Consider the following 12,199-nt stretch of genomic DNA (forward strand, 5'->3'; position numbering starts at 1 on the left):
AGGTTCGAAGGCTGAAAAGGAGAATTATTTTTTGTTGAAAGCGCGTAGTATGCTAGTATCCTGTTATCATTACAAAATAAAGCTATTTTAGTTTTGAACCACAGAGTCAAGACCTACAATACAAAAAAATTTAAGGAAAGCTACCTCAACCTAAACTCGGAGGTTAGTAAATTCTTTGAACGAGGCGATCAGGATTTTTTCTGTTTACGCGTAGAGGATGTTGTCCCGCACGCCATCATTCCGGTTCCGCCCTCTCGCGAGGAGTGTCATACCATGATTTTAGTCTTAGATGGATACTATGACTTAAAACTAGGGGCGAGGGAATATCAGGTGAAACCGGGCGAGTTAATTATCCAGCAGGCAGGTGCGATCTTTTCTATAGACCGGATTAACCGAAAAACCAAAGGTTTTACCTGCCACTTTCATCCTGATATGCTGATTGGTAAGTCAGGTAACCAAGCTATTTTAGCGGACTTTGAATTTCTGAATGTTTGGGCAGATTCGTTGGTACGGTTTGATGAAAATAAGCTACCGTTTGTTATCACACTTTTCCGACGGCTACATATGGAATATATACACAGCCAGAAGCCCAATTTTGATATTATTCACGCCTATCTGCTGGCTTTATTATCCGAAATGAAAGCCTTCACTGATGCTGATGGGAGAGAAGCCAAGAACGCGACTTATCATTTAGTGAAACGATTCAAAAGATTGATTCATACCAGGGTGAAAGACAACCTAAGCGTATCTGATTTTGCCTCTTTACTCAACGTGAGTCCTAATCACCTCAATAAATGCACAAAGCAGGTTGCGGGCTTTTCGGCCTCTAAGCTAATTGATGAAACCAAAACTATGGAGGTGAAATACCTGCTTTATCAGACAAGTCTTACGATTAGCGAAATAGCTAGTGAGCTAGGGTTTCTGGATCCATCGTACTTTAGCCGATTTTTTAAAAAGTGTACCGGGCAAACACCGCTAGAATATCGGAAAATGATTGAAAAATCCTAGCACTCGCACTATTCGTCCTAACAAGCCGATGGTGCATCGCCGATCTTTGCGGGAAATAAATTATACATGTATCTTACGTTACTGACAATTCACTCTCTATTCCGATGGCTGGTATTGGCTACTTTGCTGCTGGCTATCTATCGGGCGGGAAGAGGGTATTTTGGTAAAACCCTGTTCACGAGTATTGATAATAAAATTCGCCATTGGACGGCTACTACGGCGCATATTCAGCTTATTATTGGTGTTCTACTGTACATTAAAAGTCCGATCATCAGTTATTACTGGGCAAGCTCGGATAACTCGATAGATTCTGTTGAACCATCATTCTTCGGGCTATATCACTTGGGGTTTATGCTGTTGTCAATTGTTATTTTAACCATTGGCTCAGCGAAGGCAAAACGAGAAAAGTCTGACGAAGCAAAGTTCAAAACGATACTTGTTTGGTTCTCAGTAGCCTTACTTATCATCTTTTTGGCTATTCCCTGGCCGTTTCTACCTTGGGCTAACCGTCCTTACATCCGAAATTTCTAGTAAATGAATTTTCTTAACTCAAATATTGGCCGACTCCGATTGTTGGCAATTTTAGAAGGGTTAACGCTGCTAATACTGGTATTTATAGCAGTTCCCCTGCGCCGAATCTTCGATTATCCAATGGTATCCCAAGTTGTAGGCCCGATCCACGGTGTACTGTTTTTACTTTTTGTATTCAATACGTTGAGCGTGGGAGTGGAGCAAGGGTGGAAGTTCAGTCAAACTACCTGGAAGGTACTTTTGGCCTGTTTCGTACCCTTCGGTACTTTTTACATAGACCGTAGAATCTTAAAGCCTATCCACCAAGAGGAAAGATGAAAGTACACGTTTTTAAGACTTCTGTCAGGTACCAAGATCTTGGTAGTGTGGGAAAAATTATGAACACTCTTATTCCCAATACGCGCTGGAATTTTGATTTAGAAGATTGTGATAATATCTTAAGAGTTGAAAGCAGACGGGACATATCCGAAGCGGTATGTAACGAATTAGCAAAGTTTGGTTTCCTTTGCCAAGAACTGCAATAATCTTCTGCCATTTACTCAAGCTCTATGCCCCACCTAGCCCAATTAAACGTTGGTACGCTTCGTTACCCAATTGACCATCCCAACATCCAGGAGTTCGTAGAAAATCTGGATCGTATTAATCAACTGGCGGAAAGAAGTCTAGGATTTGTCTGGCGGTTACAAGATGAGGCGGGAAGTGCTACCAGTTTTCAGGTTTTTCCCGATCCGATGACGATCGTAAATATGTCGGTATGGGAAAATGCGAATGTCCTGAAGCAGTACGTGTACCTATCCGATCACGCTCAAATTATGCGGAAACGCCAGCAGTGGTTTGAGAAACACGATGGAGCGTTTATGGTACTGTGGTGGGTTCCCGAAGGTCATCGGCCAACCTTAGCTGAAGCTAAACAGCGATTAGAGCTTCTTAAAAAAAATGGCGAAACGGCTGAAGCATTTACCTTTCGGAAAATATTTGCTGCGCCAATATTAACCTGATTTCCAATTGGCTGTGCTACCTTTCAGGTTGCCGACCTTTTCTATTACTATGAATTTTTCTAATACTGAGTAGTAAAAAGTATCAAGCTTTTTATCGGTAGAAAAATGGTTGAATGATCTAGCTTTGCTTAAAAACAAGATATAATGATTGATGCAAGGCATTTGAAATTGATCGTTGAGATTGATCGGCTAGGATCGCTCAGTCGAGCGTCACAGGAATTAAATTTGACGCAATCAGCTCTAAGTCATCAGCTAAAAAACCTGGAAGATTATCTAGGAATTAGCGTTTTTCACCGGGTAGGAAATCAGTTATTATTTACTGAAGCAGGTAAAGAATTGCGGGATAAAGCCAAACCTATGATGGCTGAGTTTGAAGCTCTTGAGTCAAGAATACAAGAGATCAAAGAAAGTCAGCTTAAGCGGTACGTACACGGGTATAGCCAGCAAGAAGCCCAGCGGTTGGCTAATCAGGCTAGTACGGTGGCTGAATACCTACACTATGATTCAATCTGGGAAGATGGGGCAAGAATATTAGAAGTCGGGTGTGGAGTGGGGGCGCAAACCGAGATCATCGCTCAGGCCAACCCTAAATCACAATTCGTCTCCATTGATATAGCAGTCAACTCCTTAGAGATCGCCCGGGCAAAAATTGAAGAGCAACAGATTAAGAATGTTGAATTCCGCTTGCAGGATGCTAAAGATTTAAGAAGAGAAAAAGACGGTCAGTACGATCATGTATTCGTCTGCTTTCTTTTAGAACATCTGAGTAATCCGGTTGAGCTATTGAAGGTTTTAAAAAATGTATTGAAGCCCAAAGGAACGATTACCGTCATTGAAGGCGATCATGGTTCAACATTCTTTCATCCGGATGACGCTTTTGCCCAAAAGGCGGTGAATGCCCAAGTCGCGTTGCAGCAAAAGCGAGGTGGGAATGCCAACATTGGTAGAGAGTTATACCCTTTACTAAGCAAAGCTGGCTACTCAACTATAGTGGTAAGCCCTCGGCAGATATACGTAGACAGCTCTAGGCCAAAATTAGTAGAAGGGTTTATCAAGAATACATTTACGGCGATGATTCAAGGTATGTCAGAAGATATTCTTTCTGAAGAAGTACTTACCAAATCTGACTTACAGGAAGGTATCCGGGGGTTATTAAGAACTGCGGAAAGTGATGGGGTTTTTAGCTACACATTTTTTAAAGCAAAAGGAACGGTTTAGCTAACCGACTTTACCGGATTCCCAAAAACAAATAAGAGAAACCTATTGTCTTTACTCTTGAAAAGAACCCTAGACTATTATAACTTGACTTTGTGCTTAGGAATTTTACAATGCTGTCAGGACTGTACCAAAGGGCTACTGCGCTCCAACTTATTGCATGTAGCATCATTCTGTTGAGTAGTCAGCCAGTCTGGGGGCAGGTTTCGCTAGTAGTTTCGCCCGCCCAAATTCAGGTAGAAGAAAGTGAGATTTTTTCTGTAGAGGTAATTGCTCAAACCGGTGGTCAGGCCATCGATGGGGCTAACGTCTTTTTACTCTTTGATCCTACCGCCGTTCAGGTACAGTCAGCCGACATAGATCCTGATTTACCCGTTGAGCTGGCACCAATTGGCTTTGACAATACTACCGGTTTAATACGCTATACTTCCGGCTTATTTAATAACCCAACCAGTGGTGAGATACATCTGTTCACAGTAGTGTTTGAAGTAGTAGCCTCTGTTTCTTCGGTTCTGATTTTTACCAGTGCTGGAGGTGTTTCTACTGAGATAACCTACCGGGGAACCAATGTACTGAGTAACAATAGGGGAGGCCGAATAGTAGTAGGTGGTACCACCCCCGACGGTGATGGCGATGGTATAGCCGATAGCGAAGATAATTGTCCGGGGATGGCTAATGAAGACCAAGCTGATCTGGATGGAGATGGCACGGGCAATGCCTGCGATGATGATGCGGATGGCGACGGGGTAGCTGCCAGCGAAGATTGCGACGACTTGAATGCCGAGCTAGGCGAAGCGGCTACCTGGTACGCTGATGCCGATGGCGACGGCTTTGGCGACCCAGAAGTTTCTATCCAAGCCTGCGAACTGCCCGATGGCTTTGTGGCAGATAACACCGATTGCGATGATCGTGCAATCAACACGAACCCAAGATCAGTAGAAATACCCAACGATGGTATTGATAATAACTGCAATGGTCAGGTAGATGAAGTTATTGTTGCTTGTCAATCCCGAGGCTTTATTCTGCAAGAGTTTTGGTTTAATGTGGCAGGGGCTAGCACCGCAGAAATACCAACGGTAAATATCCCTCAAGCAGTAGAAACGCTCACCCAATTTGCTTCGCCCGCTGATATTGGGCAGGGTTATGGCTCGCGCATCCGAGGGTTTCTTTGCCCCCCGGTTAGTGGCGAATATACGTTCTTCATTGCGGGTGATGATAACTGCGAACTCTTCCTTAGCAGCGATGATACTGAGGATAATAAAATTAAGATTGCCGAAGTGCCCGACTGGACGAACCCAGGCGCATACACTAAGTACCCGGTCCAAAAATCACAATCGGTGGTGTTGGAAGCAGAGGCTAGCTACTATATTGAAGCTCTGCACAAAGAAGCGGAAGGCGGCGATCATGTATCAGTAGCTTGGCTGTTACCCGGGCAGATAGAGCCATCGGTAATTCCGGGCGACTACTTAAGCCCATTTGCTCTACCACTTCGCCCGGCTGATACACCCGCCAATGTGCAACCCGGAGTAGAAGCTTACTACTATCAAGGTCGTTGGGACAATATGCCCGATTTTGCTGAGGAAACACTGAAGAATGCCTATATAGAAGAAAATTTCTTATTAGATCAGCGTTCGCGAAACAACAATTTTGGGTTTTCTTTTGAAGGGTATATTGACGTGCCCGCCGATGGTTATTATACCTTCACCGTAGGTTCCGACGATGGTAGCCAATTGCTCATTGGTAACCAATTGGTAGTTGATAATGATGGGCTACACGCCTACCAGGAGAGAACGGGAATTATTGGTCTAGAGGCCGGACTACACCAAATTACTGTGCGCTACTTTGATCGTAGAGGCGGTGAATCGCTGAAAGTATTCTGGCAAAATGCGGTAGATAATAAAGCTGAGGTTCCCGCTGAAATTCTCTACCACGATGGATTAAATTAACCCTTTCGCAATGAACCTGTTTAAAGTTTTCGTAATTAGCCCATAAACAGTAGGCCGCTGTGAACGTGCCAAATCCCTTTAGCACGGCAAAGTCCTCCCTTTTCCAAACTGGTAAAAGAACGCTCCTCCTTTGGAAAAGGGGGGTGGGGGGATTTTATAGTATGACTGCCTATTTTATTCATTTAGTCAGCATATTTCTCCTGCCTTACTTTAAAACCTTAAATCGGTTTACTCTTAATAACATAGCCTCGAGGCATTGACCGACTAAATATTGAGCAGACTAAAGTTAATCCGGTAAACGTGTTACTTTTGTCAGCAGAAAACGCTGTAATTATATGACCCGATCCCGTGCTCAAGAATCTCGAGCGGCTATAGAGAAGATGTATATCACCATGCGGCACTTGTTTATCCGTGGTAGCTATAAGCCACTAGGCGTATCCGGTGAATCACTCATTCAAGCCCTTCACGTGCTACAGCCCGAAATCTACGGACTTATTAATGATCCCGAGCGAGTAGAAATCAATGGGTTGCTGTACGTACTAGACCGCTTGCCTCGTGGCATTGAAGAGTGCCGTTACATTAAATTAATCTCCCGTGAAGGCTACGAAAACTCCAGCTTCGAGGCAATTATACCATCCAAACGCCGTCGCAACTGTTACCGCGTAGACGATCTACAGATGTACGTGGAAATGACCCGAGGAAGAAGTGATATTTACGATATTCTAACCCATCTGACTTTTCTCTACAACGAAGCCGAAAAAATTCGGCAAAATGCTCTAGATCATAAGGGGCGGGAGACTCCCGATTGGTTCAAGCTACGCGAACTGGTAGAAAAGGAAGAGCGGGAGGAAGAGTGCGACTTAGAAGCCGCCTACTCGTATTTGTCGAATATACTGAGCCGTACCTACGAAGAAACCCGAGAGGCGTACCAACGCTTTTCTAATGATCCTACCCGAAACAGTTTATTTCGTATTGTGTACTATTTAGGTAAGCTTTCTATCGAAGAAGCGAAAGGTGAAGGTGATCGGGAAGTAAAGTTTTCCAATACGTTGCGCGAACGAATTGGTCACCACGTTTACGGTGAGCTATGGGCGAATAACATTAAATCTATTCTTACCGAAAAGAATCTGATTAGCCGTCCAATTCACGTTATCAGTGCCAACCTTCATAGCATCGTGAACACTATCTATGGGTACCATGCTCTTGGGAAGTCGGATTATGCCGCTATAGAGCAGTTGGCCACTGAGATTAGTCAGAATAAGAAACCCCAGCTAGCAAAGAAAATTCGCGATTTTGCCCTGAAGAATGGGCTTACCGAAGTAGTTGATCAATCGGGTACTAATATTTCAGTACAAATTATTGATACTGCCCAACTTCCCAATGAGCATATTGCGCCTGGAATTCCCCGCCTGGATACGGATGTAGAACAGCTTCCTGTTTTGCTAGTGATGGACTACGCTTTTGGTGAGCAAGCCTACGAATGTATGGATGAATTGCTCAAACCCTACGACGAAAAGCAAGGTAGTTATCCGCTTAGAATCGAGTCTATATCAATTATGGGGAAGGCAGGAATTTTAGAGGGAAGCAAGGGAGATATTATGATCCCGACCGCTCATGTATTTGAAGGCACCGCTGATAACTACCCTCTTGAGAACGAAGTAGATGTTCAAGCATTAAGTGGTCATGGACTTAAAGTTTTTGAAGGGCCAATGATTACCGTGCTGGGTACTTCGCTTCAAAACAAAGAAGTGCTACGGTACTTTTTTCGATCCTCTTGGCAGGCGATAGGGTTGGAAATGGAAGGAGCCCACTATCAGAAAGCCATTCAGGCCGCCGCAAAGATTCGCAATAGTATTAACCCAGAGGTAAAACTTCGTTACGCGTACTATGCTTCCGATAATCCGCTGGAGACTGGAAGTACGTTGGCTTCGGGTAGCTTAGGGCTAGAAGGAGTGAAGCCAACGTACTTGATTTCCTATCACTTTCTACAGCAGATTTTCACCGAAAAAGCAGTGAAAACATTAGAAGAAGTAAATTCTTAAAATAAGTATTTTCTATTTCTGACTAATAATGCCTTTGAGGTTAAAAAAAGCGCAAATAAATACTTTTAGCTAAATATTCAAGAACGTATTCGCTGCTTTAAATGTTCTTATAAAAAGAATATTTAAATCTATGAATAGTATTGAATCTACTCAGTCGGCACCGGCCGAACAAGATTATCAACTTTGGCAGCGTTCGCTTCCGGCGCAAGTTTTTCTAAATTATTTTTACGCGCTGCTCAGGCATATAGCGCAGAGCGATCAGGCCTACGAGTTGCCAAAAATCGCTCATTTTTCAGAACGAAAAGTGATCTTTACTGAAGCTGATGTAGCTTCGGTGCGACGGCATTTGATTAATAGCTGGAACACAGAATATACCATTCGGCAGACCGCGGCTTTAGGTGATGCAACGTACCAGCAACACGCACTTCACTGGACATTTCCGCAGGCGTACTATAGTGTAGAAGAAAGTTTAAAGGCGCTGCTTCGAGTAAACGGAAGTAGTGGCCCACCTTCTCGGGTGCTTACAGCGGCCGGACGGCTGGTAAAACAAAAGTTCTACCCTCAGCCGATTTCATTCTACGCTTCGGGAGAAGCTCATCATCCTTCGGTATACGGTCTGCCAGCGGGGCGTTGGTCAAAACCCACCTTAATATTGGCGCAAGATAAGCGAGAGGCACAGAGTCAGTTGCGGCAGTTTTTGCGTACTACCCATCGCCAACGTTCCCAACAGGTTCGGGCTCGAGTGCAAGGGAATCCAAAAACAGCCTTACGATCTGAGCGGACAGGTGAAATACTTCGTCGGTTTAATCGTGAACATTGGCAGCAACTGACCTGGCGAATCGGCAACACCACGGTGTTTCATTTGTTACAGCGATTAGTCATTTCCGCTTCTAACCGAGAAATTGAGCGGTTTGTGGTGGCCGATATTGATACCGAACTGTTTCATCAATGTCTTCTGGGTATCGTTAGCTACATCAATTTTGTTCACGAAGCTTACGTAACTCAAGCGGTTGGTATTAACACCTATGCTGATTGGTTATCGGAACTGCCACCCTACCTAAAAAATAGTTTTGCGAGTGAGCGATATGAGAAACGGGCTGTCTCAGTTGTCGGACAAAACACTGCGGCCTAGCTTTCTGTCAATAAATACGAAGAAAGAAGGCTATTCGTCGCGTAAGCTGTCTACCGGGTTTCTGGTGGCGACTTTAACCGTTTGTCCACTAACAGTAAGTAGGGTAATAACTAGCACTAGTCCGGCCGGTACGGCAAACATCCACCACTGAATACTTATTCGAAAAGCGTATCCGGCCAGCCATTCATACACTCAATTAAAGTCAAGAACTCCAGCAGTACCGAGTCCTACCGTCAGACCGGTTTGGAAGAGCTGAAAGCTTTTATTGATCAACTGCGTCCTTTGCAGTGAATCCGAAAGTGAACAAAAATTGTTAGCTTTGGGTAAGACATTAATAAATAAAACTATGGTCACGGTACTAAAAGCAGGAAGCGACAAGGAAACCATCCAATCTGTATGGCAACAACTACGGGAAAAACCACCCCGTAGGTCGCTGGATGCCTACAAATACTGCGGTACAGTCCGATTCAAAGAGGATGGGTTAGTCCTACAAAAACGTTGGCGAGATGAATGGCAATAAACTACTAGCCGATACCAACATTATCATTTACCTACTGGATGGTGACCGTACTGTAGCGGGTTTACTGAACGAAAAAACAGTGCATGTATCCTTTGTAAGCCAACTGGAACTGCTCAGCTATAGCAAGCTATCGGCTCAAGACGAAGTCCGCATCAATGATTTTTTAGAGCAATGCATTATCGTAGACATCAACCCGTCTATCAAAGAGGAGGTCATCCGTATTAGGAAGCAGCATCCTCTCAAACTACCTGATAGTATCATTGTTGCCAGTGCGTTGTACCTGGACATCCCCCTAATTACTTCCGACCAAGACCTTCAAAAGGTAGAAGAACTTTCCTTAGTGTACTACCAAAAGTAGCTACATTATTTTTGTTCACGAAGCTTACGTAGCCTGCTGTCAATAACTACGAAGAAAGAAGATTATTCATCACGTAGGCTGTCTACCGGGTTTCGGGTGGCGGCTTTAACCATTTGTCCACTAACAGTAAGTAGGGCAATAACTAGCACTAGTCCGGCCGGTACGGCAAACATCCACCACTGAATACTTATTCGAAAAGCGTATCCGGCCAGCCATTCCTGGATGAAATAATTAGCCACCGGAATAGCAATCACTAAGGCAATAAGAATCAGGCGTAGGTAACTCTTACTTAGTAGTATTAAGATGCTTCTCACTGAGGCCCCCAACACTTTTCGAATCCCTACCTCTTTGGTACGTTGAGCCGCATTAAAGGAAGCTAGTCCGATTAATCCTAGAACGGCGATAACAATGCCCAGCACCGCGAATAGATCGGCCAGTTGTCCGGTGGTTTTTTCGGTTTGGTACAACTGCGCGTAGGCTTCATCCAGGAACGTATAGTCAAAGGGATAATTAGGTTTAAACTGCTTAAACGTTTGCTGTAGACTTTCCAGTACTTCCCGGGTTTGCCCGGCACTAAACTTTAAAACTGCCAATTGAGCCCAAGTGGGCTGGTTGCGAATAATAAGTGGGTCAATTGCGTGATGAAGTGATTGGTAGTGATAGTCTTGAACCACGCCAATAATTTGACCTTCTTGGCTATTTATCTCTAGTAAAGTTCCCACCGGGTTTTCTAATCCTATAGCCCGAGCGGCAGTCTCATTAATTAGAAAATTATTCTTATCCTCTTGAATGTTCGCCGAAAAATTCCGCCCTTCCAACAAAGAAATACTCATCGTCTTCAAGTACTGCTCATCAGTTGAATGAGTATGAAATGATACTGAGGATTTATCCCCGTTCCAAGAAACATTTACCGTATTATTGGTCACGTGGTAGGGGCGTTGGTTCATGAAGGTTACATCCGAGATTCCTGCCTTTCCGGCTAGCTCGTGTCGTAGGGTTTCGTACTGCTTACTGGATATTCCCCGGAGCGAGAAGCTGATGAGTTGCTCTTTAGCTTGTCCTAAATTTCTGGACTGAAGGTAGTTGGTCTGTACCCGAACAATTAACGTAGCCGTAATAATTAGAACCGACAGGGTAAATTGAAATACCATTAGCCCTTGGCGGGTAACAAAGCCTCGTTTTCCGAACGATTTGCTGCCTTTAAATACGCTGACTGCATCCAGTGAAGCCAAAAATAACGAAGGGTAAAGCCCAGCCAATAGAGACGTGAGTAAAACAATCAATAACAATATCCCCCAAAAAGAAGGAAGAATACTCAACAGGCTAATTTCTTTTCCAGTCAGCGTGTTGAAGTATGGTAGCAACCCCCAACTCAGTACTAGAGCCAGTACGGTTGCTAGAATAGTCAGCAGCAAGGCTTCACCGAAAAACTGTAAGGCTAAGGTACTACGGTGAGCACCATTTACTTTACGAACTCCAATCTCCTTGGCGCGGGTCTCGGATTTAGCAGTAGTGAGATTGATAAAATTAATACAGGCTAGTATCAATACAATCAGAGCGACTACGCTAAATATGCGGATGTACTCAATAGGCCCACCCGTAGCTACTCCGTTTTCAAATTTAGAATAAAGGTACCAATCGTTCATGGGGTGGAGTGATTGGGTGAGCGTCATTCCGGGATACCCCTTTAGAATGTCCTCCATATTCCGAGCTGCCATAGTACCGAACTTCTCCCTGAGCGCGGGCATATTAATTCCGGGAGCTACCCGAACGAATAAGTGATGCATAAAACCTCCCCACTCATCGGGTTTCCAAGATCGATCACGGGTTATAGGTAGCACGTACTCAAACTGCAAACTGGAGCTGGTGGGTACATCGGCGAAGACTCCCGAAACAATCAACGGTTCTTCCCCTTCTATAGTGATGGGTTTCCCCAGTACATCAGTGGGTGATGATTCAGTTCCGAAGATTTTTTCAGCTAGTGAGGCGGAAATGGCTATGCCTGAAGGGGAAGCAAGCACGTTCTTTTTTTCCCCCGCCAGCAGTGGGAAAGTAAACAGACAAAAGAAGTCTTCGCCAGCGAACACACCATTTTCTGATACACTTTCTTGATCCCAGATAAACAACTGCGATGTGCTGACGGACATAGGAACCGCTAGTTCCACTTCAGGATAATCGTCGCGCACCGCTTGCGCCATAGCCGCCGGTACTTGACCGCCTGTTGCGACCTTCCCATCACCCATTTGGGTGTGGTTCATCACTTGAAATATATGCTCACTGTGCTGATGAAAGTTATCCCTATTCAGTTCATCTTGAATCCAAAGGACAAATAGCAAGCTACTTCCAATTCCTAGGGTTAGCCCTAATAAATTGATAAGAGTAAATTGCTTTTGTTTCCAGAAATTTCGGACTGCGGTGCGAAGAAGGTTCTCAATCATGGTGTAGTATT

The 12,199-nt window shown here is 44.3% G+C and carries 12 protein-coding genes; 10 read left to right on the forward strand and 2 right to left on the reverse strand.

Annotated elements, in window-relative coordinates; translation table 11 throughout:
• Nucleotides 1-93 precede the first annotated feature (93 nt).
• The 8 genes from P0M28_RS27875 (at nucleotide 94) to P0M28_RS27910 (ending at nucleotide 8,872) form a co-directional block, all read left to right on the forward strand.
• Nucleotides 94-1,008: a helix-turn-helix domain-containing protein gene (locus P0M28_RS27875; protein WP_302206783.1), complete on the forward strand. Its 915-nt coding sequence runs from the start codon at nucleotides 94-96 to the stop codon at nucleotides 1,006-1,008.
• Between the two features lie 66 nt (nucleotides 1,009-1,074).
• Nucleotides 1,075-1,539 carry a hypothetical protein gene (locus P0M28_RS27880; RefSeq protein ID WP_302206784.1) on the forward strand — a complete coding sequence of 155 codons (465 nt, stop codon included), beginning with the start codon at nucleotides 1,075-1,077 and terminating at the stop codon, nucleotides 1,537-1,539.
• 3 nt (nucleotides 1,540-1,542) lie between these two features.
• On the forward strand, nucleotides 1,543-1,857 hold the full coding sequence (locus P0M28_RS27885; protein WP_302206785.1) for a DUF3817 domain-containing protein: 315 nt from the start codon (nucleotides 1,543-1,545) through the stop codon (nucleotides 1,855-1,857).
• A gap of 230 nt (nucleotides 1,858-2,087) precedes the next feature.
• Entirely contained in the window at nucleotides 2,088-2,537 is a 450-nt protein-coding gene (locus P0M28_RS27890) for a DUF3291 domain-containing protein (protein ID WP_302206786.1), read from the forward strand.
• Between the two features lie 144 nt (nucleotides 2,538-2,681).
• Nucleotides 2,682-3,755: a methyltransferase domain-containing protein gene (locus tag P0M28_RS27895; protein ID WP_302206787.1), complete on the forward strand. Its 1,074-nt coding sequence runs from the start codon at nucleotides 2,682-2,684 to the stop codon at nucleotides 3,753-3,755.
• A 92-nt stretch (nucleotides 3,756-3,847) separates the two neighbouring features.
• Nucleotides 3,848-5,698, forward strand: coding sequence for a PA14 domain-containing protein (locus tag P0M28_RS27900; protein ID WP_302206788.1), 1,851 nt, complete (start codon nucleotides 3,848-3,850; stop codon nucleotides 5,696-5,698).
• A gap of 335 nt (nucleotides 5,699-6,033) precedes the next feature.
• Entirely contained in the window at nucleotides 6,034-7,740 is a 1,707-nt protein-coding gene (locus P0M28_RS27905) for a DUF6909 family protein (protein WP_302206789.1), read from the forward strand.
• Nucleotides 7,741-7,870: 130 nt separating this feature from the next.
• Nucleotides 7,871-8,872, forward strand: a complete 1,002-nt coding sequence (locus P0M28_RS27910) for a hypothetical protein (RefSeq protein WP_302206790.1) — start codon at nucleotides 7,871-7,873, stop codon at nucleotides 8,870-8,872.
• Nucleotides 8,873-8,902: 30 nt separating this feature from the next.
• Here P0M28_RS27910 and P0M28_RS27915 read toward each other — a convergent pair whose 3' ends face one another.
• A complete protein-coding gene (locus P0M28_RS27915; protein WP_302206791.1) occupies nucleotides 8,903-9,064 on the reverse strand; it encodes a hypothetical protein in 162 nt (53 codons plus the stop codon).
• Nucleotides 9,065-9,218: 154 nt separating this feature from the next.
• Here P0M28_RS27915 and P0M28_RS27920 point away from each other — a divergent pair, with 154 nt between their 5' ends.
• Both P0M28_RS27920 and P0M28_RS27925 read left to right on the forward strand, forming a co-directional pair.
• The gene (locus tag P0M28_RS27920; protein ID WP_302206792.1) at nucleotides 9,219-9,392 is read left to right on the forward strand and encodes a hypothetical protein; all 174 of its coding nucleotides are present in this window, start codon (nucleotides 9,219-9,221) and stop codon (nucleotides 9,390-9,392) included.
• Entirely contained in the window at nucleotides 9,379-9,750 is a 372-nt protein-coding gene (locus P0M28_RS27925; protein ID WP_302206793.1) for a type II toxin-antitoxin system VapC family toxin, read from the forward strand. The genes P0M28_RS27920 and P0M28_RS27925 overlap by 14 nt, the downstream gene beginning before the upstream one ends.
• A 62-nt stretch (nucleotides 9,751-9,812) precedes the next feature.
• Here P0M28_RS27925 and P0M28_RS27930 read toward each other — a convergent pair whose 3' ends face one another.
• Complete coding sequence (locus P0M28_RS27930) at nucleotides 9,813-12,188, reverse strand: ABC transporter permease (protein ID WP_302206794.1); 2,376 nt, start codon at nucleotides 12,186-12,188, stop codon at nucleotides 9,813-9,815.
• Nucleotides 12,189-12,199 lie beyond the last annotated feature (11 nt).

The organism is Tunicatimonas pelagia, from assembly GCF_030506325.1.
Lineage (GTDB): Bacteria > Bacteroidota > Bacteroidia > Cytophagales > Cyclobacteriaceae > Tunicatimonas > Tunicatimonas pelagia.